The organism is Acinetobacter sp. BHS4, assembly GCF_018454425.1.
In the GTDB taxonomy this organism is placed as follows: domain Bacteria; phylum Pseudomonadota; class Gammaproteobacteria; order Pseudomonadales; family Moraxellaceae; genus Acinetobacter; species Acinetobacter pittii.
Genome location: NZ_CP075323.1, coordinates 3,256,269 through 3,281,744, shown reverse-complemented (window position 1 = coordinate 3,281,744; position 25,476 = coordinate 3,256,269). Strand labels below are relative to the sequence as shown.

The 25,476-nt window shown below is 38.2% G+C and carries 25 protein-coding genes; 9 read left to right on the top strand and 16 right to left on the bottom strand.

Annotation, left to right across the window (positions count from 1 at the left end):
• Positions 1-281: 281 nt before the first annotated feature.
• The gene (dusA, locus tag KIP84_RS15780) at positions 282-1,280 is read right to left on the bottom strand and encodes a tRNA dihydrouridine(20/20a) synthase DusA (RefSeq protein WP_213689858.1); all 999 of its coding nucleotides are present in this window, start codon (positions 1,278-1,280) and stop codon (positions 282-284) included.
• A gap of 152 nt (positions 1,281-1,432) precedes the next feature.
• On the opposite strand from dusA, the gene KIP84_RS15775 reads away from it, so the two are divergent.
• On the top strand, positions 1,433-2,581 hold the full coding sequence (locus KIP84_RS15775) for a tyrosine-type recombinase/integrase (RefSeq protein WP_032061271.1): 1,149 nt from the start codon (positions 1,433-1,435) through the stop codon (positions 2,579-2,581).
• On the opposite strand, the gene KIP84_RS15770 is transcribed toward KIP84_RS15775, so the two are convergent.
• The 11 genes from KIP84_RS15770 to KIP84_RS15720 all read right to left on the bottom strand — a co-directional run bounded on the left by KIP84_RS15770 (position 2,565) and on the right by KIP84_RS15720 (position 12,921).
• The gene (locus KIP84_RS15770) at positions 2,565-2,837 is read right to left on the bottom strand and encodes a pyocin activator PrtN family protein (RefSeq protein ID WP_000500677.1); all 273 of its coding nucleotides are present in this window, start codon (positions 2,835-2,837) and stop codon (positions 2,565-2,567) included. The genes KIP84_RS15775 and KIP84_RS15770 overlap by 17 nt on opposite strands.
• A gap of 15 nt (positions 2,838-2,852) precedes the next feature.
• Positions 2,853-3,839 carry a hypothetical protein gene (locus KIP84_RS15765; protein WP_032061272.1) on the bottom strand — a complete coding sequence of 329 codons (987 nt, stop codon included), beginning with the start codon at positions 3,837-3,839 and terminating at the stop codon, positions 2,853-2,855.
• A gap of 1 nt (position 3,840) precedes the next feature.
• Complete coding sequence (locus KIP84_RS15760; protein ID WP_032061273.1) at positions 3,841-4,986, bottom strand: hypothetical protein; 1,146 nt, start codon at positions 4,984-4,986, stop codon at positions 3,841-3,843.
• A 512-nt stretch (positions 4,987-5,498) separates the two neighbouring features.
• Positions 5,499-6,602, bottom strand: a complete 1,104-nt coding sequence (locus tag KIP84_RS15755) for a hypothetical protein (RefSeq protein ID WP_050598662.1) — start codon at positions 6,600-6,602, stop codon at positions 5,499-5,501.
• A gap of 539 nt (positions 6,603-7,141) precedes the next feature.
• The gene (gene gorA, locus KIP84_RS15750; RefSeq protein ID WP_114150190.1) at positions 7,142-8,494 is read right to left on the bottom strand and encodes a glutathione-disulfide reductase; all 1,353 of its coding nucleotides are present in this window, start codon (positions 8,492-8,494) and stop codon (positions 7,142-7,144) included.
• A complete protein-coding gene (locus tag KIP84_RS15745; protein WP_114150191.1) occupies positions 8,487-9,701 on the bottom strand; it encodes an MFS transporter in 1,215 nt (404 codons plus the stop codon). Before KIP84_RS15745 ends, gorA begins: the two co-directional genes overlap by 8 nt.
• Before the next feature lie 242 nt (positions 9,702-9,943).
• Positions 9,944-10,507 carry a TetR/AcrR family transcriptional regulator gene (locus KIP84_RS15740; protein WP_013197540.1) on the bottom strand — a complete coding sequence of 188 codons (564 nt, stop codon included), beginning with the start codon at positions 10,505-10,507 and terminating at the stop codon, positions 9,944-9,946.
• A 96-nt stretch (positions 10,508-10,603) separates the two neighbouring features.
• Positions 10,604-11,158, bottom strand: coding sequence for an OsmC family protein (locus KIP84_RS15735; RefSeq protein WP_114150192.1), 555 nt, complete (start codon positions 11,156-11,158; stop codon positions 10,604-10,606).
• 86 nt (positions 11,159-11,244) lie between these two features.
• Positions 11,245-11,580: a carboxymuconolactone decarboxylase family protein gene (locus KIP84_RS15730; RefSeq protein WP_013197542.1), complete on the bottom strand. Its 336-nt coding sequence runs from the start codon at positions 11,578-11,580 to the stop codon at positions 11,245-11,247.
• A 27-nt stretch (positions 11,581-11,607) separates the two neighbouring features.
• Complete coding sequence (locus tag KIP84_RS15725; protein WP_013197543.1) at positions 11,608-12,402, bottom strand: SDR family oxidoreductase; 795 nt, start codon at positions 12,400-12,402, stop codon at positions 11,608-11,610.
• Positions 12,403-12,513: 111 nt separating this feature from the next.
• A complete protein-coding gene (locus tag KIP84_RS15720; protein ID WP_055415330.1) occupies positions 12,514-12,921 on the bottom strand; it encodes a thioredoxin family protein in 408 nt (135 codons plus the stop codon).
• A 281-nt stretch (positions 12,922-13,202) separates the two neighbouring features.
• Between KIP84_RS15720 and KIP84_RS15715 the strand changes: the two genes are divergently transcribed.
• Together KIP84_RS15715 and KIP84_RS15710 are read left to right on the top strand one after the other, a co-directional pair.
• Complete coding sequence (locus tag KIP84_RS15715; protein ID WP_057073740.1) at positions 13,203-14,312, top strand: alkene reductase; 1,110 nt, start codon at positions 13,203-13,205, stop codon at positions 14,310-14,312.
• A gap of 83 nt (positions 14,313-14,395) precedes the next feature.
• On the top strand, positions 14,396-15,097 hold the full coding sequence (locus KIP84_RS15710) for a DsbA family oxidoreductase (RefSeq protein ID WP_032061277.1): 702 nt from the start codon (positions 14,396-14,398) through the stop codon (positions 15,095-15,097).
• Positions 15,098-15,303: 206 nt separating this feature from the next.
• Here KIP84_RS15710 and KIP84_RS15705 read toward each other — a convergent pair whose 3' ends face one another.
• The 3 genes from KIP84_RS15705 to KIP84_RS15695 all read right to left on the bottom strand — a co-directional run bounded on the left by KIP84_RS15705 (position 15,304) and on the right by KIP84_RS15695 (position 17,920).
• Positions 15,304-16,509 (bottom strand): inovirus-type Gp2 protein, encoded by a 1,206-nt coding sequence (locus tag KIP84_RS15705; protein WP_032061278.1) that lies wholly within the window; start codon positions 16,507-16,509, stop codon positions 15,304-15,306.
• 836 nt (positions 16,510-17,345) lie between these two features.
• A complete protein-coding gene (locus KIP84_RS15700) occupies positions 17,346-17,555 on the bottom strand; it encodes a hypothetical protein (protein WP_032061279.1) in 210 nt (69 codons plus the stop codon).
• A 35-nt stretch (positions 17,556-17,590) separates the two neighbouring features.
• Positions 17,591-17,920, bottom strand: a complete 330-nt coding sequence (locus KIP84_RS15695; RefSeq protein ID WP_213688880.1) for a hypothetical protein — start codon at positions 17,918-17,920, stop codon at positions 17,591-17,593.
• Positions 17,921-18,628: 708 nt separating this feature from the next.
• Between KIP84_RS15695 and KIP84_RS15690 the strand changes: the two genes are divergently transcribed.
• The 6 genes from KIP84_RS15690 to KIP84_RS15665 all read left to right on the top strand — a co-directional run bounded on the left by KIP84_RS15690 (position 18,629) and on the right by KIP84_RS15665 (position 23,159).
• The gene (locus KIP84_RS15690) at positions 18,629-18,889 is read left to right on the top strand and encodes a hypothetical protein (RefSeq protein WP_032061281.1); all 261 of its coding nucleotides are present in this window, start codon (positions 18,629-18,631) and stop codon (positions 18,887-18,889) included.
• Between the two features lie 267 nt (positions 18,890-19,156).
• Positions 19,157-20,221: a J domain-containing protein gene (locus KIP84_RS15685; RefSeq protein WP_213688879.1), complete on the top strand. Its 1,065-nt coding sequence runs from the start codon at positions 19,157-19,159 to the stop codon at positions 20,219-20,221.
• A gap of 3 nt (positions 20,222-20,224) precedes the next feature.
• Positions 20,225-20,473, top strand: coding sequence for a hypothetical protein (locus tag KIP84_RS15680; RefSeq protein WP_032061283.1), 249 nt, complete (start codon positions 20,225-20,227; stop codon positions 20,471-20,473).
• A 103-nt stretch (positions 20,474-20,576) separates the two neighbouring features.
• On the top strand, positions 20,577-21,692 hold the full coding sequence (locus tag KIP84_RS15675) for a hypothetical protein (RefSeq protein ID WP_032061284.1): 1,116 nt from the start codon (positions 20,577-20,579) through the stop codon (positions 21,690-21,692).
• 83 nt (positions 21,693-21,775) lie between these two features.
• Positions 21,776-22,069, top strand: coding sequence for a hypothetical protein (locus KIP84_RS15670; protein ID WP_079283511.1), 294 nt, complete (start codon positions 21,776-21,778; stop codon positions 22,067-22,069).
• A gap of 52 nt (positions 22,070-22,121) precedes the next feature.
• Positions 22,122-23,159, top strand: coding sequence for a DUF932 domain-containing protein (locus tag KIP84_RS15665; protein ID WP_032061285.1), 1,038 nt, complete (start codon positions 22,122-22,124; stop codon positions 23,157-23,159).
• A gap of 117 nt (positions 23,160-23,276) precedes the next feature.
• Here the strand turns inward: KIP84_RS15665 and KIP84_RS15660 are convergent, their stop codons facing one another.
• Positions 23,277-25,382: a TonB-dependent receptor gene (locus tag KIP84_RS15660; RefSeq protein WP_213688878.1), complete on the bottom strand. Its 2,106-nt coding sequence runs from the start codon at positions 25,380-25,382 to the stop codon at positions 23,277-23,279.
• Positions 25,383-25,476: the final 94 nt, after the last annotated feature.

The following is a 25,476-nucleotide window of genomic DNA, read 5'->3' as shown; positions in this document are numbered from 1 at the left end:
TGTGGCGTTCAGAGATACTAATCGGCGTACCTTAAAAGTTTTGTTTATGTTATGTAATAACGTATCTTTTTTCCAAAGGTGGCTGCCTTGGTGCGAAAAGCTACTTAGCAAAAGAGGTGATTAAAAATAGTGAAATTTAAATTATTGATATCATTATAAATAAACAATAAATCAGAACTTAAATTTGAATATTTTGCTTCAACATTTGCGAATATACTCAAAATCTAAGTCTCTGATTTAAAATGCCACATTTTCTTACAATTTAAGAAGTCGTTGTCAACTTAAACCTGCTGCTCTTTTACATACTCTTCAGTGCGAATCATAGCTGCTCGCATGTTCTGAATTGCATTTTCAACATCAGCTAAAGTTTTTGCGTTTCCGCCACTTAGCGCCTGACGCCATTTACGAGCACCCGGTAAGTTTTGGAATAAACCTAAAATATGACGTGTAATGATTGAAAGGGGAGCACCTTCAGCCATGCGTTGCTCAATATAAGGCAGCATTTGTTCCATAATATCGAAACGATCTGGCGCTTTTAAATTCCAAAGTTGGCCGAGCTCAGCAAGTAGGTAAGGGTTATGGTAGGCTTCACGGCCAATCATGACACCATCAACATGTTGTAAATGAGCTTGAGTTTCGGCAAAAGTTTTAATTCCGCCGTTAATTTCAATGGTTAGGTGCGGACGTTCTTGCTTTAAGCGGTATACATCTTCGTAGCGTAAAGGAGGAACTTCTCGATTTTCTTTTGGAGACAAACCTTTCAAAATAGCAATACGAGCATGCACAACGAAGTAAGTACAACCTGTTGCAGCGACAGTATCTACGAAATGAAGCATCTCTTCGTAAGATTGCATGTCATCGATACCAATACGGTGTTTGACTGTTACAGGAATCTTTACTGCTTTTTGCATGGTATGAATGCATTCAGCAACCAAGTCTGGCTCTGCCATTAAGCATGCGCCGATTTTATTGTTCTGTACGCGGTCACTTGGGCAGCCTACATTGAGGTTGACTTCATCGTAACCCCAGTCTTCTGCCATTTTTGTGCAGGTTGCAAGCTCTTGTGGATTTGATCCGCCAAGTTGTAATACGATCGGATGTTCTTGTAGGTTATAGTCTAAATGGCGTTTAGCGTCGCCAAATAGAATCGCACCTGTAGTCACCATTTCGGTGTATAGCACAACGTTTGGGTTAAACAAGCGTGCAAAGAATCGATAGTCCTTTGTAGTCCAGTCCATCATCGGAGCTACACTGATTCTTGGAGATTTAATAGTTTCAATGGTTTTATTAATAGTCATTAAAAATCATTCCTTTAATCAGTGTTTTGCAACCTGTTTGAATCTGTGGGAACTCATGTTTAGCTGCGTTAATCGGTTTGCATTTACACCAAAATTTACACCATAATGAAAAAAATGGTTCATGGTGTAAATTTATGGGGTCAATTACTGCCAGAAAAGGTGCAGATGGAAACGTTAGTTACCGAGCTGCTATCCGGATCAACAAAAAGGGCTATCCAGCATATTCTGAAAGCAAAACATTTCATTCAAAAAAAGTGGCAGAAAACTGGCTTAAAAAAAGAGAAGTCGAGATTCAAGAAAATCCAGATATTTTATTTGGCAAAGAACAACTAATTGACCTAACTTTGTCAGATGCCATAGATAAATATTTGGATGAAGTTGGGAGCGAATACGGAAGGACGAAACGCTATGCTCTACTCTTAATTAAGAAGTTGCCAATCGCGCGCAATATTATCACAAAAATACATTCAACACATTTGGCTGAGCATGTTGCTCTGAGACGGAGAGGTGTACCGAATCTTGGTTTAGAACCTATTGCAACAAGTACACAGCAGCATGAGCTTTTACATATTAGAGGGGTTCTGTCTCATGCTTCTGTTATGTGGGGCATGGATATTGATTTAAGTAGCTTCGATAAAGCTACAGCACAGCTTAGAAAAACTCGCCAAATCTCATCTAGTAAAGTTAGAGATAGGCTTCCAACAAATGAAGAGTTAGTTACTTTAACGAAATTTTTTGCTGAACGTTGGAAATTAAATAAATATGGCACTAAGTATCCAATGCATTTAGTTATTTGGTTCGCAATTTTTTCATGCAGACGTGAAGCAGAGTTAACACGTTTATGGCTGCAAGATTATGATTCTTACCACTCTTCATGGAAAGTTCATGATTTGAAAAATCCGAATGGTTCAAAAGGCAATCATAAGTCTTTTGAAGTTTTGGAACCATGTAAAACAATTGTTGAACTTTTATTAGATAATGAAGTGCGAAGTCGTATGCTCCAATTAGGGTATGATGAGCGACTTTTATTGCCCTTGAACCCGAAAAGCATAGGAAAAGAGTTCCGTGATGCCTGTAAAATGTTGGGGATTGAAGATTTGCGCTTTCATGATTTAAGACATGAAGGATGTACAAGACTTGCAGAGCAAAGTTTTACGATACCTGAAATTCAGAAAGTAAGTTTGCATGATTCTTGGAGTAGCCTACAGCGCTATGTTTCTGTGAAATCAAGGCGAAATGTAATTCAATTGGAAGAGGTGCTACGCCTCATTGATGAAACGTAGCAAAGTCTTTAGCAGCTTCAGAATACTTTTTATCTAAAATATCAGCCAAGTCTTTAATGTGCACCAGAAATGGTGCACGTTTGCTTGTATCTATTTTAAAGACGGAGAAAGGAAATTCTTGATTATTTGCCTTTCTCAGAGCCTCTGCCTTGCTTAAGTGAGGATAGTAATCTTGTACTATGCTCATTAATTCGACAGTCATAGAGCGATATTTCATAAATAGGTAATCAGCGGTATTTAACTGGAATGCACCCATTGTGAAATAGCTCGACTACTGTTTAACTTCAAATTTAGAAAACAAAATTTTAAAAGTAGGATGAGTTCCACCCACTCTGATGAACTTATCTGTACCCACTACATAAGCTTTCAATCGTTTCATCTGTTCCTTGAAATCTGAGGATTTCTTGACGAATCGGTTACTTAATAGAAATCCATTTAAGGGGTTGGATGCCAACACCACCTGATTATGACTATTAGGTTCTACCAAACGCTTAACCTCTTCCATGAACCTTAGATTGGTAAAACTGCACGGATCGTTAATAAACTGACATTCAGTGAAGACTAAATAACGGCAGATGAGTTGGTAATTAACCGTTATTTCCCGTTTAACCAATACACCACATACTGCATTTTCTTTACTTTGGCAGATGAGTCGTGTGATTTCTCCATCGATAGACTCCGAGAAAGTTGATTGGCTTGAAAATGCAACATTGGAAAACATGTACTGGTTTAAAGGAAGGATACAAACCACCTCACTCATGTCGCAACCTTTAACACCTTTTTTTAATTTTTTTATGAACTGATCATACTGTTGTTCACCTTCATTGAACTGCTCATTCCAATGGTTAACCTGCTCATCATACTGTCGTGTTAGTAAGGAGTCGTTAAAGAGTTGAATGTTACTCAGAATAAAGTCCTGATTAAGTTCTTGATTGTGTGGAATGAATAGGAGTCCACTCTGATTGAAGAAACAAGAGCTGGCTTCTAGGAACGGACTCATCTTGGCATGCATCATCCGTCCATTCATGAAAGGACTATCTTTTATGATTGACATGTTTGAAGCAAACTGGTGTCCAGCTTGATTTAAATCCATACGTTTCTGACCATCCTCATCAGTTTGTAATGAGTAAATAGATGTAGTTTTCAACACGTGCTGGCAAGTTTGTTGAAGACTATTAATGCATGTGGTCGGGCTATAAGGCAGTTGTGCCATAGCAGTAATTGCCTGACTTTGCATAAGCTGACTTTGAGTTAACATTCTATTTGCCCTTCTTCACATTCAAATTCTGATTTAAACCACTTGCTTTAACTTTACCTTTACTGATTACAGGAGGTTGGCTCATCTGTAATCGTTTATAGGAGTTCTCTCCTAGATATTTCAGCCTAAAAAACTGTTCTAACTGACAGTAATATTGAATGCTCAACATGAGATTCTCCCGTTGTTCTTTATCCGTTTCTTTGATCAGGCTAATCCCAGTAGGGGATTGGCTTGAGTCGCCGTCGCAGAAATATGTACAGCCTTGTTGATTCGTCAGCCTGCTCCAGTATTTAGACAGGTACTTGACATAATCCTCAGCCTGACAAGTATTGCCATCCAGAAAGAAGATCACTTTCACAAAGCAGCCTTTTTTAAGGCTATGACCAAAGTAAAAGAGATACCCTTTAATCTGTTTTAGGGTTTTATTACGTCGTCGGTTCTCGAGGAGTTGATCTATCTGTTGTTTAAGACGCTCAAACTGATAAGGTCCATGAAACCGCTGTTTCAGGTCAGTTGGATGATTGTGTTGTAAATCTTGCTGATCTGGCGTATAGGCAAAATCTATATGTACAACCCCTAACTGACCGTACTTCTGGAATAACTTGCTCACTAGCAACTTACATGACGTAAAGTTCTCTTTGTGTTGCTTCTCTCTGTTCTGGATAGCCTCCTTGACGGCTGGTTTGTTAAGCTCTTCACGTAACAATTCAATAAACTCATTAAGTAACTCGACCCGTTGTTTCAAATTACTTGGGTTTCTTCCTCTCAACTTTCTTTCAAACAAGCCGTATAGGCTTGGAGGACTTCCCATTGCATCTAATGTTTTGAAGAAACATTGAGTCTCTACACATACATCGAAAGGCTTTAAGAACTCAGGATTGGTGTTTATCAGATCATCAATCTTCTTGATGAATGGCCTGAACCAGTCCTCAGATTCAAAATATTCTCTGCCTTGATCTGTCTGTTTGACCGTTGCTGCTGGCAACTGGGTCTTATTACATTCCTGAACAAAGCAGGGGATATCCAGCATCTGATCTAACCGAAAGTCACTGTATAAAAACCGTGACTGGTAAACATTAGATGGCGCAAGGGTGACCTGATTTTCACAGATCAATATCCTCAATTTCTTAGCTTTAAACTCCGTCATCTCTCTACTACTTTGGGACTAGGAAAATCTTTGTCATATCCATTTTTGAAATGAGTTAAGGGTCCTATGCTGAAACTCATTTCGTTGTACTTAAAAAGTAGTGGGGAATCTGGCATGTCTTCCCCACTATTAAAAAATCAGTGTGTGGGCTCCCGTAAATCCTAAGATTTAGCCATCGTAGAGAGGTTTTGATTTCGAGTCGTGAAATTGGGGTAGGATGTTTTTTTGAGCTATATTTGATATTAAGTGTTTGAAATTAAATGTTTTATATGTTTTTGGGTGGTTTTTCAAAAAAAAAGGGCAATTTCCAAAAAAACGAGAAGTAGGTTGTTAACTTTAAGTTAAATATATAAGAAACAGATAGTTATCGTGTTCTTTGGTCATTTTGGTGCTGTGGTTTAATTTTGAGCACATAAATGCGTGCAACTAAAAAACATACATAAATAGATCAACTCCCATCTACCCGAAGGTAGATGGAGGCTGAATGGGGAAGAGCGATAAAATGGGATCAATTATTTTTTAGAGAGAATAATTTCATTTCTAAGTTCAGGATCATCATTAATCCAGCTAGCCAAAGTTCTTGTACTATAAGAGTCTTTAATTAGGCTTCGCTTCTCCTCTTTTGAATTAATGAGCTTGTTCTGCTCCTTGATGAGCAGTTTTAAATATTTCATTTTTTGTTCAGCAAGTTCACGGCGCTCCTGATTGATTGGATGATCAATGAGCCACGCATTATTGTCTAACTCGCTTTGTAAGCGTTCAGCAGTAAGTTGATAGAACTGAGCAAAATCATATCGGCCACGTTCAAAAGTCTGGATATTTTGTTCAGCTTGTTGACTTAAGCGTTGCTCGAACTCATCAATAACAGCATTTATCGCTGCGCTCACGGTTTTCCATTTTTCTTTTTGTTTTGCTGCGGCAGTCCTAAGAAGTTGTTTGAACTGATATTGATGCCACTCAGTTAGCTGGGTAGTTTTTTTACGGCCAATGGAAGATAAGGCTTCATTGTCGTAGTCAGGATCAATTTTATATCTGATCTGATTTGATACAGGGGAATAATAGGCAGTTTCATCGTGGGAAACAGGCAATTCATCAGGGTTTCTAAGCCAGAGTTCATGCAGGCTGCGTAATAAGTCCTGTATCCTGATATATAGCTGTCCAATATATTCAACGTTGGTTTGACATTTCTCAATATGACCCTGCCAGAGGTCTTCGCGGGTATCCTTACAAAGGCAGAACATATACGCTAAAAGTAACTCTTCAGGTTTTTGAGCAACTTCAAAAGGGTTTTTTAATAGCTCATCTCTGAGGTACAGATAATCATCATAAGGGGTTAAGACCTCAATTTGATTTGATATCCCAAAAGTAAACTCATACATGTAAGCCTCATCCTGAACGGCCATTGCAATATCATCTGGATGTAAGGCTTTATCAGCAAAAATTAATTTTTGGTGTTTATAGTGATATAAAACATATCTTTCACACATGCTAAGCTGTTCAATGATGTAGGGGATTGGATCATCTTTTTCCTCATTGTCTTCATCTTCAAAATGACTCGGGTCAAATCCTGTGAATGGCGGGGGGCTATAGAGATGATCTGTTTCGCTATTATTCATTACCGTTATACTCAAGCATTATAATTTAGTAAAAAGTATATTGTTAATATATACTACAATAATGATAGGACGCTAACTTAGTAATAGAAAAGAAATTTTAAAGATTATAAGCCGTATATATCAAAATTCACTGAAACACTGGCAGGTCGTTTTCTTGTCGGTAGATGGTCGTTCTGAGTTGTTATTAAGGGGATGGTCGATATATAAGTTATTACTGAAATTGTTTGTAGTGGATTCACTACCGCGTTAAATAGCTCAATTTCAGTAACAGCTAAAGGTATGTAAGGTTTAAAATGGTACGGTCTGGTTGTGTATTTTCCTTTCCAAACTTTGTATGTACGTTATCTTGTGTTTGTATTAGCTGTTCTTTCTTCTCTAGTCGGAGTCTATGGACAGGTAAGTACAATTTTTCTTTTATAATTTGGGTGAAAGTAATATAAAAAAAGTTCTCAATTTGAGAACTTTTTTATTAAATAAACAATTAGGCTCTACTTTTTCAAATAGTTATGAAACCATTGACTTATTCATTTAAAAAGTAACTAACGCATCGTCACGAATTCTTCAGATGATGTGGGATGAATAGCAACGGTATTATCAAAGTCCTTTTTAGTTGCCCCCATCTTTAGAGCGACTGCAAAGCCTTGTAGAATTTCATCCATATTCAAACCAATCCCATGGATACCAACAATTTTTTCCTCTACACCAACACATATAAGCTTCATTTTTGTGAGTTGTTTATGTTGTGCCACGGCGTCGTACATTGCTGTAAATGAAGATTTGTATACTTTAACCATATCTTTGCCAAATTCTTCAATCGCTTGTTCTTCGGTTAATCCAACTGTTCCAATAGGCGGGTGACTAAATACTACAGTGGGGATATTGTTGTAATCTAAGCATTCATTAGGCTTGTTATTAAATAACCGTTCTGAGAGCCTACGTCCGGCAGCAACTGCAACAGGTGTTAATTCAACCTTTCCAGTAATATCTCCAACTGCATAAATACCAGCGTGGGTTGTATTTTGGAACTTATCAACTTTGATAAACCCTTGTTCATCCAATTTTACATTTGTTAATTCAAGTTCGAGAGCTTTGGTATTGGGTTTCCTCCCAACAGCCCAAATAAGACAATCTACAACTTGTTGAGTTCCATCTTTTAAATGCAACATGACAGAACCGTCATCTAATTTTATTACTTTACTGATTTCAGCATTTTTATGAATTTTAATATTCTCACTCTGCATATTTTCTAATAATGCTTCTCCTAAGAACTGATCAAGATTACGTAGGAGTTTTTCGCGTCGAATAAAAAGCTGGACATCTGAACCTAATGATTTGAGGACACCAGCTATTTCTACTGCAATATATCCTGAACCCACAATAGCGGTACGTTTTGGTAATGCTTCTAAATCAAAAAAGCCATTTGAGTCGATACCATGTTCAGCTCCTTCAATTGCAGGCCAACTCGCTTCTGTACCAGTAGCTATGAGAATGTGATCAGCTGTTAATAAATCTCCGTTTACTTCAATTGTGTTTTTATCAATAAATTTTGCAAACCCGTGTATGACATCAACATTATTTTTACTGAGGACATTGTTATAAGAGGTGTGAATTCTTTCGATATATGCCTGTCTATTTTTAATAAGTTTCTGCCAATCAAATGATTTTACTTCCGTAGTGAAACCATATGACGGCGCATATTGACGAATTGCGTCAGCAATATGAGTAGCGTACCACATCACTTTTTTAGGGACACAGCCAACATTAACGCATGTGCCACCAATATCTCCTGCTTCAATTAATGCACATTTCTTTCCATACATGGCTGCTCGATTTACAGAGGCTATACCGCCACTGCCTCCACCAATTGCAATATAATCGTAATGTTTAGACATGGATAACTCCTTTATTTGCTGAATAGTAGAATCCAGCAACACCTAGAATGGGGCCAATCAATAATATCCATGCTGAATCCAAGCCAATTATTTCAAAGGCATAGGTTGTCAATGCAATAGATATGATAGTCAGTGTAAAACCAATTGAATTTTGAATAGCTAATGCCGCACCAACTTTTTCGGATGGACAATATTGGGCGGAAAGCGCAGAGAATTGCGGTGAGTCTGCAATAACAGATGCTCCCCAGATCGCAAATAAAACCAATAAGAACCACGCAGGTAAAAAACGCCAGCCTAGAGCAAATACCAAGCAACTAAAACCTGAGATAGATAAAGAACCTATAGCAACATATCTATTACCTATATATTTAGAAAGATATCCGCCGACCAAGCAACCAATTGCTCCACATGCCATTACAAAAAAAGTAAGGAGCGAAATGTTGTTGTATCCCAATTTTTCTGGAATACCTGATTTAGCAATAAATAAAGGAATAATCGTCCAAAAGGCATATAGTTCCCACATATGACCAAAATAACCTATAGCAGCTGCACGAAATTTTCGAATTTTGAAAACCTGAAAAGTACCACCTGATGACACTGTATTTTGTGGTTTTGGAGGGACTGTTGGGTCTCCTAACTGATAAATTAACAAGGCTGCAATCAATGCAAGACTTGAAGAACAGATCATGACTGTTTGCCAAGCAAAATGAGTGGGGAAACTATTAATAAAATAGGGAAGAGCTGTACCTAATGTCAGCATAGCAACTAATTTCGCTAGTGCTTGCCCAGCCTGATGAGGTGCCCATAGAACGATAAGTTTCATTCCGATTGGATAGATTCCTGCGAGACATAATCCCACGAGAAAACGGTAAATAAGGGCGTCCATAAGTCCATGGGCGAACGATGCAAAGCAGAAATTAAAAAAGGCGCCTAATAGTGCTGAACAAACAAAAATATGGCTGGCTTTAAAGCGGTCTGCTATTTCTGTATAAGCAAATACAAAAGTTCCAATGATAAATCCTGCTTGAACAGCGTTGGTAATCCAACCAATATCTGCAACTGTTATTTGCCATTGTTGCATTAAATCTATTGCTGCACTATTTGCACTAAACCACAATGATGTGGCCAATAATTGAGCCAAACTAATAATAGTAGTGGCATGTAAGCCATAAATTTTTTTATTATTCTGAATGTTGTAACCTACCATATAGGGGCACTCCCATTTAGGTAGACTAATATTTAAAGTACTACCATAAAATTAGAGATTGTCCGATGGATATTTCATCTGACATAAAAATTAAACTAATTTTGTTGGGATAGTCATAGCGGGTGCTATATATGGACGAATATAAAGGGAATGCTTTATTTAAAGCATTCCTATATTTATTTACTTTTATTAGAAATAGATTAGATATTTGAATTAAAAAGATTTAAATATCTGAGCTAATCTTAAGAAAGCACGCCAACAATTTTTCCTATTACCTTAGGATCAAGCTCTGTCCCTTTATTCATTGCCCATCTTACAAAACTACTTCCTTCCATTAAACTCAATAATTGAAAGGCTTGCTGATTTGCATCACCTTCGGCAAGTTCTCCATTTTCTACACCTAAATGGATGATTTTTTCTATCCAAGATAATTGGATTTCAAAATACTTTCGAGTTAACTCCTGCATGCTCTCTGGTAAAACAGCCATTTCAGCAGCAAGAGCTCCACATAACGGTAACATTCCTTCAGACATTGAGCTTCTAAATAAGGAAGCAAAGGCACAAAGGCGTCCGAATGCATTAGGAAAATCACGTTCGATTTTTTCAAAATCTTGAATAGTCTGTTCAATATATGTTTCGACTATTAAAATTCCTAAATCTTCTTTTTTGGGAAAATAATGATGAATACTGGCTTTTTTAATTCCAACAATCTTCTCTAAATCAGCATAACTAAAAGCAGCATAACCTCTTGATCTCAACATAAGCTCTGCTGAGTTAATTAAACTTTGGCGAGTATCAATGGTCATATTCGTAGTTCCCAGATTAGAGAGATTTGGCGGCATACTATAGCATTGTTGTTAAAGATGAATCATCAGATTAACGAGTATGCCACCCATCACATATTATTTGTTTGCAATCACTAATTGCGGTTTCATTTGAATTGATCGTGAAAAATTGGCGAAATTTGGTGAAGTTTTAAGAACAGCACTATGTATTTCATCCAATTGTTCTTGTGTCCCATCTGTATCAATAAGTACAGTGTATTGGACTTCATCATATCCAGGATTAATTTTTTCATCTAAGCCTAAGAAACCTCTGAGATCCAGCTCTCCAGAAGTATCAATTTCTAATGAATTAATCTTGACACCTTTAGTAGCAGCAATAGCTACATAAGCAACTGTAAGACATGCATTAAGTGCCGCCATCAATAATTCTTGTGGGTTAGGTGCACTATCTGTTCCTAAAATTTCATGAGGTTCATCAGCAGCTATATGGAAGTTACGTTCATAAGTCTTACCAAAAAGTTCATAAGATTTCACAGTGGAAACAGAACGTGTTTGACCCGCCCATCTTGTTTGTACGTTAAAACGAGCTTTTGAAGTGGTAGGATTCTGGCTTACTCTATCTGCAAATTGTTGAAAAGCATTTAGATCAATTTCATTCACTACATTGTTCATTATAGAACTCCAATTAAGATATAAATTTTGGTGAATGGAGAATAATTTCCCCATTACTAAGCTTGTTTATGTAACCTCTAGTGAAGTTACATTTCGTCATAAGCATCTAAAGTTCGTGCTGAGTAAACATAGGCTGCACCAGCATTTAAAGCGATAGCAGTTCCTAAAGCTGCCGCAACTTCTTCTTTTGTAGCGCCTGCTTTTTTAGCTGCGCCCGCATGAGCTGATATACAACCATCACAACGCGTAGTAACTGCTACTGCCAACGCAATTAACTCGTGAGTTTTTGCGTCGAGTACTTTATTTTCACGCGTCGCAACTTCTAAGTTGTGAAAAGCAGTGGCAACGGGTTTATTTGCTTTTGCAAAATTACCAATATTTTTAACTAATGCAGATAATCTGTTAGTCCATTCACCGTTCATTTTTGAAACCTCATCATTTATTAAATATTATTTGCCTAGTTTTCTTGATGCCATGACACCACCATCAACATCCCAAATAGCACCAGTTACCCAAGATGTTTTTTCGGAAAGAAGGAATACGATAGTTTCTGCTACATCATTTGGGGTACCATTTCTTCCTAAGGGATGAAAACTATTGAAATCTTGAAGTGCATTATCTAATTGATCTGAAGGAATAAATCTTTCGAAAATACGGGTTTCCACCATTCCAGGGCTAACAGCATTTACTCGAATTCCATGTTCTGCTAGCTCTGCAGCCACATGACGAGTCATAGCTTCTAAACCCATTTTTGCCATTGAATAGGCAGATGCTGTGACAGTTTCGATAGCTTGGCGAGCTGCAACGGCAGAAACATTTACAATTGATCCTTCTTTATTTTGTGCAACCATTGATGAAGCAACTTGTTGGGTAATAAAGAAAAATGCGCGGTTCAGGTCTAGGAAATTGTTATAGTCACTTAGCGAATGCTCTAGGAAGCTTTTAGGATAAAAAATTCCTGCTGAATTAACTAATAAGTTAATGTCTTTATGTTCACTATCCAATTTGCTAATTAACTTTTGAACACTATCAAAATTTGTTAAATCAGCAGTCAGTGCAAAAACTTGTTCTTCACTTGTTATAGCAACTAATTGTTTACGGGCTGTCTCGGCTTTATCTGCGCGATTGCCAACAATTACTACAGTCCCACCTTGTTCAGCAACTTTCTTTGCTGTTTCTAAACCAATGCCACTAGTGCCACCAATGACGAGAAGTTTCTGGCCTTTAAATTGTTGCTCACTCATAAGATCACCTAATCATTAATATCGATTAAAAGTAGCCTACCTACTAGTTGGTTTGTAGGTTATATGGGCTAATTTTAAATGTCAAGTACTAACAGAAAATAGTTTAGAAAATTATTCAGCTTTAATCTCAGATTTCGTTAAACAAAGAGTACCAATGGAACTCTTTGCTTCGTTTTTCTCATCATTGTTTGATTCAGATTTTATGAGTTCATCTAAAGCTTTTTGATAATCGGATATAGGTTTTACTCCAACAATACGATGGATTAATTGCCCATCTTTGAACATTAAAACAGATGGTAAACCCCATATATTATAACGAGTTGTTAAAATAGGTGCCTGATCAACATTAACTGTTCCGACAATTACATTATCTTCAATACTTTCCACAAAAGTATTAAATAATTTTTCGCTATTGTGGCACGGTGGACACCAAGGAGCATAAAAACGGACTACTGCTAAACCTTCTTTCCATTCAATTTCATGAAAGGTATCTTCATTTAAAGTGTGTAATTTACGCATTATAAAACTTCCTCTTTTCTGTATTTACAGATTCAGAATTCAGTTAAAGGATAGTATTTAATCAATTGCTAACCGACATTAAATTCAGGTTAAATTAAAAATACTCTTGCCTACCTACTAGTTGGTTGATATAGTGGCATCAACTTGTCATTTGTGCAATAGGAATGAGGGAGTGCAAATCTTGTACTTCACAAACAGGTCATTACCTGAGTCATTCATTGATTGATGAGTGTGGTTAAAGAAATTTCTTAATTATCTGTAAATCTCTCTAGAGGTCTGTGATGAATAAATTATTCACTCCCCATAATTTGGTGGATATTCAATTAAAAAACCGAGTAGTAATGGCGCCTATGACTCGTACGCGAACATTGAACGGTGTTGCAGATGAACTTACTGCGCTTTATTACTCCCAGCGAGCTTCCGCAGGTCTAATCATTACTGAAGGCTTGCCTGTTTCTGAAGAAGGGCGTGGTTATTTATATACGCCTGGTTTATATAATGATGAACAAATGCAAGGATGGAAAAAAGTTACTGCAGCAGTGCATGCAAAAGGTGGTCGTATTTTTGCTCAGCTTTGGCATGTGGGAAGAATGTCGCATGTTTCAGTTTTACCTGATAATCAAGTACCTGTATCTTCTGGAGTTATTCCAGCAACCAACACTACAGTATTTGCATATACTGATTCGGGTGAACCCGGTCCGGTTGCGCCAAGTAAACCTAGAGCTTTAGAAACTGAAGAAATCAAACGTGTTACTCATGATTTTGTTAAATCTGCACAATTAGCAATTGAAGCAGGATTTGATGGCATTGAAATTATGGCTGCAAATGGATTCATCTTTGACCAGTTTCTCAGTACTGAGTTAAATAACCGAACAGATCAATATGGCGGAACTGTTGAGAATCGCCAACGTTTTCTTCTAGAAACTATTGATGCTATTTCCCAAGCAATTGGCCATGACAAAGTGGCTGTGCGAGTTTCTCCTTTTGGTCGTATTTATGACTTGGCGCCTTATGAAGGAGAGGTTGATACTTGGGCAAATATTGCGTCAGCTCTTGGTAAACGTAAATTGGCCTATGTGCATTTGTACTATCAACCAACTTATGAAACAGCACCTTTAGAAGCCCAAAATTTTAAAACTTTATTCAGAGAAACTTTTTCTGGAACTATTATCGCAGCTGGTGGTTTTAATCAACAAAGTGCTGAGGCGGCATTAGAAAAAGGTGAGGTCGATTTAATTGCTTTTGGTGTCCCTTATATTGCTAATCCCGATTTAGTCGAGCGGATGCAAAATAACTGGCCTTTGGCAGAAAGTGATCGCACAACTTACTATGGCGTAAGTGGATCTCCGGCAAAAGGCTATACAGATTATCCGCATTATAACGGCCAATAAACAGTGGAGTGCCTAGTGGATTTTTTGATGCTAGGCATTAAAACTTCGTGTTTTAAACATCTAATGAATTTACTGAGATATTTATGAAAACTTTACCTTCACAAATTACCGTAGATATATGGTCAGATTTTGTTTGCCCTTGGTGCTGGATTGCTAAAAAAAGATTTGAGAAAGGTTTAGATGCCTTTGAACATAAGAATCAGGTAACTATCCAATATCACAGTTACCGTCTAGCAAATGGCCTTACACCACAGCCCTTTAAAGATGCATTGTATAAAAAATTTGGTGGGAAAAGTGGGGCTGATGCGATGATGAGCCATGTAAAAAGTGCAGGTGAGCTAGAAGGTCTGATCTATAACTTTAATGGTATGCTTTTTGGCGATACTTTAGATGCCCATGCCATTGTAAAGTTGGCACAACAGAAGGGTGTTGGTGAACTATTAACAGAAAAGTTTTTTAAGGCAAGCATAACTGAAGGTAAGTCTATTTTTGATCATAAGGTGTTGGTTGAGCTTGCTAATGAAGTTGGAGTTCCTCGTGAAGAAGCTAACAGTGCCTTTAGTAATATTTCGTTTAAACAAGAAGTTTTAAAAGATGAAGCCAGTGCACATGCGATGGGTGCTAGTGGAGTACCACTTTTCATTATAAATAATAAATATTCAATCAGTGGTGCTCAGCCTGTAGAAACTTTTTTAAGTGCATTAGAGCAGGTATGGGAAGAAAAGCAGAATGAGCTAATGATCACAGAAGGTCAAAGCTGTGGCATTAATGGTTGTAGTATTTGATTGTGTAGTTGAATAAATTGATAGGGGGTTAACTTATTTGTCACCCTATCAATTTTTCAACCTTCAGCCGATTGTCTCAAGATCAAAATTCTTCTCATAAGCTAAGAAATCGGCAACGCATTTGTCATTTGATAAGTGGATATATAAATAATCAAGTCGCCTTAGAATCTATAAAAGTTCAAAGAAAGATCACTGAGCTATCTAACTTATCCGTACATGCGTAAGTGTGATTGGTCATGCTTTCTAGGACATCCCATTTTAGCTTCTGGGATTTCTGGAATCTCACTACAACGGAAACCTCGAATGCGTTTCTGTGTCGTAAAATGGAAGTACTGATCATTCTTGCAGAGATAATCAAAACTCTGTTCGAGGTTCTTTAGCATCTTTACGTCAGAATAATCCAACATTCCTAAAGCACAATAACGGTAATCTTCTTTCTTCATATTGCATATAAATACCGAGCCTTGGTTATTTGTCACGTGTTGCCATTGTTTGGCAATGTACTGTCCCCAAGTGATATCTGCCCAATGGTCTTGTCCATCAAAGAAGTAATAAGCATGGACGTGATAACCCTTCTGAGGACCGTATTCAATACGATGGATATAACCCAACGCATGCTTCATCCGATTCATTCTGGCATTCTCATTAAGCCGTTCAAGTGCTTTTAGAATCAATTGGCTATCTTGTTCAGACTTCCATTGGTCAGATGAAATATGGTGGTTTATTAGACTCTCTGGCGTTCGCATAATACCTAGGTCTACTCGAACAACCAGTATTTTGGAATGTACATGAAGTAGGGCATGTACAAGCTCTATCATTTTCTCTTTGGTCTTTAATCGACTGTCTTTCCGGTTATGCAATCGTTTACGGACTTTAGCGCTACTCATACGCTCATTCAGTAGGCTCTGAAATCGATTCAATGCATCTACGTAAGCTTGGGCCTGCTCATTGGTATAAACGCTAGTTGAAGAGAATGTGCCTAGCACGAATCTCTCTGCATCCGATAAGTCTTGAATGACAGAATGGATAGTTTCTAACTCTACGCTCACAGTATAGGTGTCAGACACGGGCATGGAGAAGATCGAAGGTAATGCTGAGACCAATTGAACTGGAAGGTCTTTCGCATATTGCACGGATAGTTTCTTATTGCCCTGAATGCCTTTAGTTGTTCGCAATGAAGCTAAAGGACGCTGTTTATGACAATGAATCCCTAGCTGTAAGCGGTCAATAAAACACTGAGTTTCAGGATGAGAAGGCAATCGAAATTCAACTAGGTCACCTTCATCGTTGTTTACCTCATAACAGGCATAATCTTGCTGAATCTGATCAAGTAGCTGTAGTGCTTCTAGGTCGTCTAAAGACCATTGCCCAGCAGTAGACATTAAGTTCGGTTTAGTGATGTAGTGGTTCATAGATATATACCTACAAGTTGAATGATGTATTTGGGTCAATTAGACAAAGCTCATCTTGGGACACTGTTTGAGCAGTGCCCTCAATGAGCATTCAAGATTTAATTCTGGAGGTGTTACTAGTCGTCGTTATGCACACAGGGGGAAGTGTATTGACTGATGGAAGCAGAGACATAAGGGGAGAGTTAAACTATGGTCACATGTGTATTAATCATGGATGAAATATATCTTGGATATATATTTCATCTGGAATACTAGATTGTATGTATTGACTGGATAATTGAATTGTTAGTTACATAGGTTAGTTAATTAATTGAGAGAGGTTAGAACGCTTAGATTTAGTCTCTATAGATATTAAATATATAAATAATTTAAAACCTAAACTCCACTCATGTTTTGCCTACTTCTATACGGCAATTTTAACCTGCTCGGAAATACGAGCATATTTGGATGAGTCCGTTATACGGACTTAAGCAGATCATAAAGCTCTTTTTCTCACGAACTGGACTCGGTAATTTTTATCTCGTATGATGTGTCAGTACTGTAAAAAATAACTGAATTAGTCTTCTTATGAAGCTAAAGCAAAGAAGAATTAAATCGGTATTTTATATCTAGAATACATACCCATCTCATTACAAACCAAATGCATGTCAGCAGTTGCTTTTTAGTAGTTCATGAACCTGAAAACAGACCTTGAAAGTTATACGGACTTAGGTGCAAAGCAGTGTTTTTTAATACAATTGTTGATATGCATGTGCGCAGTAAAAACGATGAAATTGGTGTGGTAAAGTCCTTTCATTGAACTCTAAATTAAACATTTTTGAATGCGTTTGATGAGGTTATTTCATCAATTGCAATGCGAGATTGTAGGCTACAGCTGTAGAAATTGACTCCGCTACAAAGAACTCTTGGGATGGGGTGAAGTCTAAAGCCTGCTTTCGATAACGTGTCTGTTTTCCTGTCTGTTTGTCTTTAAAAATAAACTCATTATGTGCATGAGAATATTCTTGCCCATACAGTGGACCACCAAGACACTTTAACCGAAGCACACATTTTTCCTTAAATAAAAAATCATGTAATGATATTATAGTGATGCTAAAAAACTTAAGTTGAAAATACTTAAGATACCAAACACGATTACAACAGTAGAAAGAGCATTAACATATTTTTTAATAAGAATTGGTAGAGCAATCAAACAAGCGAGATAGGTTAGAGGGGAGATAATCATGAGTATCCCAACCCATGCATAACCACTACCGCCTTCAAAATTGGATACATTGATTGTCAGAACTTGGGCGATCAAACTACCGATAGTCAGGCTGGCAGGTAAACCCAGTAAAAGATAACAGATGATAAGACCAACTGGTTTGCGATGTTCTGGTGATGGACTCAGTGAGTCATTATCTATTTTCATGAATTACCACTTTTAATGTAGATTACTTGATTGAATTCTTTCTGATGTAGCCACAAAAGATGAGAAACATGCTGCAAGTATAAGTGACCTTTCAATAAATCCTAGTGTTTATCAGTATTTACTGACTATTACTGAAGAGTCTGCTTATTAACAATCACAATGATATACCTATAATACTTATTGGATAACTTGTACTGCATAGCTTTTAGATATAACTAATCTCATTGAAAAACAATAACAATCACTTTACGACTTAGTCGATAGATCATTGACACCTTAAATGTTGCACATTATCCTTTGCTTGCTGGCCTACATTGCCAGTCGGTTGTCGCAGACCGTTTCCCAGGAACATTAAAAGCGTAAGCTTTTAGTGCATAAGCCCTCGTGCCCCCTCTCTACGGTGGAACGGGAGGGGACACCTTCGGGTGTGCTGGCTTCCTGAGACCAGTCTGCGAACCCCTTTCGTTCTGCCACCATAATTCTCTAATGCTTTGGCAGAACTCCCAATATAAAGGAGTTGGCTATGCATATTCTTTTTATAACACCTGATTAGTTTTAATAGGGTTTGATGAACTTACTGTTTCTCAAACTTTAGTTTTTTTCGTCTAAAAATTTAACTTAAAAATATGTCATGTGAGCTATACCGTGGCAGGGCTTTGTATTGCCTAAAAAAGCCTAAGCTCCATGACCATGTCACTGGATATAACGATGAAAAATAAAATTTTGATGGGTGTGGTGGGTGTCAGTATTCTGATCCTAAATGGTTGTTCTTCCGATTTCGAAAAGGGCGTCAAACATGGCTGTTACAACATGGGGGGGAGCCGAAGTTATTGCTCTTGTGTCTATGACAAGGTTGAAGAACATTATGGCCGTAAAGTCATGCGACAAGTTGAGCGTATGAATTACCTTCCTGCTGATCTAGACCGTGTCATGTACCAGTCAGGTGAGCAATGCGTGGACAAGTTCTAATAACAGATATTTAAAGCCTTAAGCAAATTATTGAAGCACTCATTTCCTGTTGCCTGTTCGGGCAACGGGAAGGGGTTATGCAACTCAATTTAGGAGTTTTGATCATGAAACATCCATTTCTTACTTTCTATTTCACGATTGTCATTGGTTACTGGCTGTATTGCATTTGGGAGTATCCGGGACATTACTCAGGCGCTTATTTGCTGGGGCGTGCTCTGGTCTGGCCAGTTATATTGCTACGCTGGTTCTTCTAGGGGGGGGATGGTGATGAACATACAGGAACGAATCCAGCAAAGTCAGTGGGTGCCATTATTGCGAGGTAGCGACAATATTTATTTTTCACCTGTTATTCCCATTAAAAAGCTGCAAGGTGCTATGAGCTATTTACCTCATGGTGTAAATCCAAATGATGTATTGATGCTAATTGACGATACCGTATTCGGTAGTGCTAAGGTAGGGATGTGTCTCACGGCAAAGGGGCTTTTCTATAAAGAAAGCTTTGAAGATGAACAAGCTTATCCGTTTGAACACATCCAGCGAATAGAGGCTGATATTGGAATACTCACCAGTTCTATTTTGATCAATGGTCAGGATGAGCTGAGCTTTAGCCAACTCGATAAAGGTGCGATTCGTACTTTGGTGGCATTCTTAAATGAACTTTGTCAGGGCAAACAAGTACCCAAGCAAACAAATGTAAATATTGATGCAGAGATGCAGATCATGATTGATCTGTTTGCCTACTTCCTTACCTTTAGTGCAGGGCAATGGAATAGCCGATCGAAAGAAGCGGTATCCGATCATTTCACTAAATTGAATGATAAGGCCGTGCATCAGTATGTCGAGAAACTACTCAAGGAGCAAACGCACTTCGACTATGAAGACTTGTTGCATCGTCTGGCAGATGTGAAAGATAAACTTGACTATAACTTCCGTAGGGAGATGATTGAACAACTGGTCTATGCCATGGCACTCGGTCAGGTTGGGCAGAATCAAGCTGATCTGTTCATGACTCATTTGTGCCGTGTATCCAACGTCTCTAGGGCTGTCTTTCCAGACCTCGTCAAAATTGTTTATCAATGTATGGCAGGGGAAATGAACCAGAAAAAAGTTTCTGATCTGACTGAAGAACAATTACAGGCCTGCAAGCTTCTTGAGATTCAGCCGGAAGCATTGAGCGAACAAATCCTTCAAGCTGCTTACCGAAAAAAGATGGCAGACTTTCATCCCGATAAATACCAGAATTTACCTGAATCAGTACGACAGCTTATTGAGCAACAAGCCCAGCAACTCAATCAGGCTAGAACTGTATTAAAAGCCTATCTGGGAGTGTAGCCGATGAAGATCAATACCCAACGGCTCAAACGGCGCTGGAAATGGTATGCAGCCTATATCGTGATTTTTATGCTGTCCTTTGCCTTGTTCTATGCTTATGACCATGCTCAGGATGAACAAACCAAACAAATGCTGGAAGACATTAAAAGTCATCCAGTCACTGTTGAGGATAGCGTCGTAACCAGTATTCACAGTGAACGGGAAGTGCCTGCCTTTAATCAAGTCGATCTCAATCAGGAAAACCATAAATAAAAAATATTCAAATACACATTACCCCTGTGAAGAAGGTACTGATCTTGATGGAAATCTTTCGATCAGCTTTGCCAATCAAGTCAATAAATTCAGAGTACTTACCATGATGAAAAAACAATTACTTTGCTGCTGTATTGCCAGTGTTTTATTTTTAGGTGGCTGTTCAAAAAAAGAGGAACCGCAAACAACGCAGGATGAATATAGTGATGTCTCCGGTTCGGTTGAGACAGAAACCGAAACTGGAGTCCTGTCACCTGTGATTATATCTAAAACTGCTGTTCAACCTTTACCTTTGATTGATGGCGATATTCTTGGAAACTTCCCAGATGATGATTACCGATATGCGAGTCCGGTTAGATTCCCCCTCAATCTGGTTGAGAGACGGGATGATCAGGACACCCATTCATTTGACCAAATCGCTGTGATATTAAAACAGAACCTGAAATTACGTGACGACCAGATTTTAGTGATGGGACGTGAAAGCGGACCGATGGAAGAAATGGATCAGATGCTGTTTGATTTAACCAATGATCAGCTCTACCACTTTGCCAATAATCTGGCAATTAACTATGTCCGCATGTTAAAAACGCCGATCATTAAACCAAAAGGTGAGTTTGAAACTACAGAACAATACCAGTTGCGTGTAGAGCAGACGAAAACAGAATTAGAAGCTTATCAGGTTGATTATGATGTCAACCTGTTGCAGAACGCATTAAATAAAGCCATGCGTCGACTTTATATCAAACAAGGATTTGCAAACCCTGATTATCAGTATGATGCTGATAAAGGCATTCTGACCTTAAAACTTGAAGAGAGTGCTTCATCTCGAAGACTGGAAACTTTACTCACTCTCCCTATGGCAGCAGCAGATGCACAGGAGTTGGTAAAAGGTTCGGGTTGGGCGCGAGCTTATATCATGGACTTTAAACAAAACCACTTAAAAGTATCAGGGGTATTGTTCTTTAAGTTTCATTCCCAGATTACCCAACAGCAACGGGTAGGTGGTGAATCTCTTATCTATACCCAAGTGTATAAGCCACTTAAGCTTGAACAAAAATCAATTGATACATGGGTAGAGCCAAATGTCGATTTTGTAACGCTACCGTTTCAGGATGTCTTGAACTCACCAGCGAACCAGTTTGAATTTGGTTTAAAACATTATCTTTCAGCAGAGACTCATACCAAACAGTGGGAAGCAAAACGTCAACAGGCTGAATAGTGCTATTTAAAACTCACCTATAACAGAGGACTTGCCGATCAGGCAGGTCCTTTTTTTATGCCGTTTATTTAAGGAGGAATTACATGCATCAGTGTCCTTACTGTCATTCATTACATATCAGATTACTGCGCCAGACTGAGCCCAGTTCAGGTGTATTCACCAAGCTTTCATCGTTCTCACCGATGTCACTGGCAACTGCTTGTATGCAGTTATCAAAGCGCAGTCCCGTTCACCCTTTGGTGGGTGGATTTGTAGGGTTGGTTATCGGCGGCATGTTTCTGCTCTACGTTCAGCACCAAGACAATATGGTGACGCTGTTTTACCAGTGTGAGCAATGTCTGGAGCATTTTGAAATCCAGCAATCAGGCTTCTCGTAATTCTCTCATTTACAACTTTCAAATTATTTAAATCATTTAAAGGAAATCACTCATGGCACATCAAATAGAAACTATGGCATTCGTTGGTCAAACCCCTTGGCATGGTCTGGGTAATCAACTCACTCAAAATCAACCAATAGAAATCTGGGCACAGCAGGCGGGGATGGACTGGCGAATTGAATCGTCCAATGTCAGTTATATGGCAAAGAATGACCGGGGACAAAATATCCTGATGCCTTATGAGGAGCAACGAGTGCTTTATCGTTCAGATACGCATGCGCCGTTATCGGTAGTGAGTCAGCGTTATCAGGAAGTCCAGCCCAAAGAAATCTTGGAGTTTTACCGCGACCTTACCGAGCAATCGGGCTTTGAACTGGAAACGGCGGGTGTACTCAAAGGTGGGCGTAAGTTCTGGGCATTGGCAAGAACAGGACAGTCGGCAGAATTGAAAAGTAAAGATGTCAGTAATGGCTATATTTTGTTGGCAACCGCATGTGATGGCACATTAGCCACCACGGCGCAATTTACCTCAATTCGTGTGGTGTGTAATAACACTCTGGCGATTGCCTTACGCGGACAGCATAGTAGTGCAGGTGTGGTGAAAGTCCCACACAGTACCAAGTTTGATGCAGAGAAGATCAAGCAGCAGCTGGGTATTTCTATTAAAACCTGGGATGAGCATATGTATGAAATGAAACAGTTGAGTCAACGCAAAGTCACCCAGCAGGAAGCAGCAGCCTACTTTGATGCGGTGTTTAATAACACGACGATGAGTACTATAGATCAGGAAGAAAGTATTATTCAGTATTATCTTAAAGCAGCATCCATGGACAAAAAATCAAATTCCAAAACTGAGCCGAATGGTCGAGCGATGAATAAAGTAATGGATATGTACAATGGGCAGGGACGAGGAGCTGAATTAAGTTCTGCTAAAGATACAGCTTATGGGTTGCTTTGTAGTATCACGGAATTTGTTGATCATGAACGCCGTGCGATGAGTCGAGATCATCGATTGAACTCAGCATGGTTTGGGATGGGAGCGACAATTAAACAACGAGGGTTAGAGCAAGCTTTAAGCATGTTAATTTAATTATTAAATATAAGAAGGTATAGAAAACTAATGCAAGGAGACTTTTGTCTCCTTGCATATAAAAAACTATTTTTTTTTGGAAAATATTCTTTATAAAAACTTTAGGAAGCTAAAAGTTTAAAAAGAATATTTTACTGAAAAACGGTAAGCACTATCTTCTGCAGGGTGAATATGTTTGTCAATGATCCCTTCTCGAGTAGGAGTTAGTGCATTACATTCGGAGGTGGTTTGTTCGGTTCTTAAACAAGATTCATATAGGTATTCAATATCATTTACCTTGCGGTTAAATAGATTCAAGATATCTATTTGGGCTTGAAGATTTTTATTAAATCGATAGGTACTTTGTAAATTTACTAATGTTGAAGAACTGGACTTAACACTATTATCCTCAACTAATGGACGTGGGCCAAAATACCGCATTCTTACGCCTAAGCTCCATGGCTTTGACGGAGTATAGTTAATTCCTGCAGAGGCTGTAGTATTAATTGCTCCAGGAATATAGTTACCCTCTGAAGCATCATCTTTATAACGGGCTTTTGACCAAGCCATGTCAACATCAACTAACCAATCAGAATTTGGTTTATAGAAATTACTCAATTCGATCCCTTGACGGCGACTAGGTCGGCTCGCTTCTGTCGTTCCTGCATCACCTACAAATACTAATTCAGAATCAGAATCTAATTGCCAAAAAGCGAGAGTCGTTGTTAAGTTTGATATCCATTCTCCACGTATTCCTAGCTCTGCATTTTTTGTACGGACCAGAGGGGACACCGATTGGACTGGTTCCATGTAACCCTCATCTCTAGGGTCGGGGTTTAGATGAATTGTAGTTCCTCTGGCATCATTGCTATGAAAACCATAACCATAGTTGAGATAATATTCTGTATTTGTCCATGGACCAAAAACAAAACTAATTTTGGGACTTAAAATATGGTCATGTGTTTTGCCAGAGTTAGCAGTTAGATCAGAATGAACATTGAAATTAAAATAATCTGCTCTCAAACCAGCAATAGTTTTTAACCAAGGTGTCCACTGAGTCTGGTTTTGAGCCCAAACACCTAGAGATAATTCTTTAACATGATCTTCACGAATTGTATTGAAACGTTGACGATTTTCCGTTTGATACAAGCCTAAACCATCAATATCATCATATCTGAACGATGTTCCAATGGTATTGATCATGTCTAGCCCTAACCATTTGGTATTCCAGTTATGATTAATAGATCCCCCCAATATCTTTCGGTTTTCTGCTTGTTCAAACTGGTCACCATGAATTGGGTCTACTAGATAGTAAGTAAAATTAGAAAATAGATTAAATTTTGAATGTACACCATATAGATTTAATCTAGTTTGATGAAAGTCATCACTCGAATTTTTCTCTACAGAAAAAGCAGTACGAGTTGTTTTCCCCCCATCGCTAGGATCAAGGCTGCCATATCTACCAATTAGGTCAGAAGATACCGCTCTTTGAGCAACTTGATCAGTTGAATTCCAGTTAGATTGATAATGATTGAACATAAAATTCCAACCATTGTTCTGGTTACCTTTACTATATTTGAGTAAATAGTTCTGCTTTTCTAAATCTTCTGGATAATCCCAAGGACCATCATTGCTCATTCCTTCAAATGCACCAAGTAAAATCCCTCCAGCAAACTCTGTTGAACCTGCAGTTAATATTCGACGGTAATCATTGGAACCTAAGGTCAGTTGTACAAATGGTTGTTCAATTGCCGATATGGATCTTATTTGGGCTGTACCTGCTGATGCAAAATCACCATCTGTAATATCGGTCGCACCTTTATGGTAGGTCAAATTGTCAATGAGCTCGGGAATCAAAAAGTTTAAGTCCGTATAGCCCTGTCCATGAGCATGGGTAACCATGTTAATAGGTATTCCATCTACAGAAGTGGCAAAGTCTGTTCCATGATCTAAGTTAAAACCACGTAAAAAGTATTGGTTTGCTTTGCCATCTCCACTATGTTGAGTAACAATAACCCCTGGAATAGTTTCTAGTACTTCAGCTGGACGTAATAAAGGGCGATTTGCTAAATGTTCTTTAGTTATCGTGCCTTGAGTTGCTGTATTGGTTAGGCCAAATTGATCCTGTTGATCTGCTTTTACATAAATAGGCGCAAGTTGTGGATATATAGTACCCCCAGCATGAACTACATTAAAAATGCTACCTGTAGCGAATATAGCAGCAATTAATGTATGAATTTTCATATTGCTATTATCCTAAACTAATATTTTAAGTATTTATCTAGTTTATTTATAGCCATAAACTAGAGAATCATCATAAGTTACTTTATTATTTTTT

Bases quoted from the DNA above. Each gene is read 5' to 3' on its own strand.
- KIP84_RS15670 (WP_079283511.1), top strand. From the start codon at position 21,776: ATGCATCAGTGTCCTTACTGTCATTCATTACATATCAGATTACTGCGC.
- KIP84_RS15765 (WP_032061272.1), bottom strand. From the start codon at position 3,839: ATGTTAACTCAAAGTCAGCTTATGCAAAGTCAGGCAATTACTGCTATG.
- KIP84_RS15740 (WP_013197540.1), bottom strand. From the start codon at position 10,507: ATGACCATTGATACTCGCCAAAGTTTAATTAACTCAGCAGAGCTTATG.
- KIP84_RS15685 (WP_213688879.1), top strand. From the start codon at position 19,157: ATGAACATACAGGAACGAATCCAGCAAAGTCAGTGGGTGCCATTATTG.
- KIP84_RS15680 (WP_032061283.1), top strand. From the start codon at position 20,225: ATGAAGATCAATACCCAACGGCTCAAACGGCGCTGGAAATGGTATGCA.
- gorA (WP_114150190.1), bottom strand. From the start codon at position 8,494: ATGTCTAAACATTACGATTATATTGCAATTGGTGGAGGCAGTGGCGGT.
- KIP84_RS15715 (WP_057073740.1), top strand. From the start codon at position 13,203: ATGAATAAATTATTCACTCCCCATAATTTGGTGGATATTCAATTAAAA.
- KIP84_RS15745 (WP_114150191.1), bottom strand. From the start codon at position 9,701: ATGGTAGGTTACAACATTCAGAATAATAAAAAAATTTATGGCTTACAT.
- KIP84_RS15760 (WP_032061273.1), bottom strand. From the start codon at position 4,986: ATGACGGAGTTTAAAGCTAAGAAATTGAGGATATTGATCTGTGAAAAT.
- KIP84_RS15660 (WP_213688878.1), bottom strand. From the start codon at position 25,382: ATGAAAATTCATACATTAATTGCTGCTATATTCGCTACAGGTAGCATT.
- KIP84_RS15665 (WP_032061285.1), top strand. From the start codon at position 22,122: ATGGCACATCAAATAGAAACTATGGCATTCGTTGGTCAAACCCCTTGG.
- KIP84_RS15690 (WP_032061281.1), top strand. From the start codon at position 18,629: ATGAAAAATAAAATTTTGATGGGTGTGGTGGGTGTCAGTATTCTGATC.
- KIP84_RS15725 (WP_013197543.1), bottom strand. From the start codon at position 12,402: ATGAGTGAGCAACAATTTAAAGGCCAGAAACTTCTCGTCATTGGTGGC.
- KIP84_RS15710 (WP_032061277.1), top strand. From the start codon at position 14,396: ATGAAAACTTTACCTTCACAAATTACCGTAGATATATGGTCAGATTTT.
- KIP84_RS15695 (WP_213688880.1), bottom strand. From the start codon at position 17,920: ATGAAAATAGATAATGACTCACTGAGTCCATCACCAGAACATCGCAAA.
- KIP84_RS15705 (WP_032061278.1), bottom strand. From the start codon at position 16,509: ATGAACCACTACATCACTAAACCGAACTTAATGTCTACTGCTGGGCAA.
- KIP84_RS15770 (WP_000500677.1), bottom strand. From the start codon at position 2,837: ATGGGTGCATTCCAGTTAAATACCGCTGATTACCTATTTATGAAATAT.
- KIP84_RS15755 (WP_050598662.1), bottom strand. From the start codon at position 6,602: ATGAATAATAGCGAAACAGATCATCTCTATAGCCCCCCGCCATTCACA.
- KIP84_RS15720 (WP_055415330.1), bottom strand. From the start codon at position 12,921: ATGCGTAAATTACACACTTTAAATGAAGATACCTTTCATGAAATTGAA.
- KIP84_RS15675 (WP_032061284.1), top strand. From the start codon at position 20,577: ATGATGAAAAAACAATTACTTTGCTGCTGTATTGCCAGTGTTTTATTT.
- KIP84_RS15730 (WP_013197542.1), bottom strand. From the start codon at position 11,580: ATGAACGGTGAATGGACTAACAGATTATCTGCATTAGTTAAAAATATT.
- KIP84_RS15775 (WP_032061271.1), top strand. From the start codon at position 1,433: ATGGGGTCAATTACTGCCAGAAAAGGTGCAGATGGAAACGTTAGTTAC.
- KIP84_RS15735 (WP_114150192.1), bottom strand. From the start codon at position 11,158: ATGAACAATGTAGTGAATGAAATTGATCTAAATGCTTTTCAACAATTT.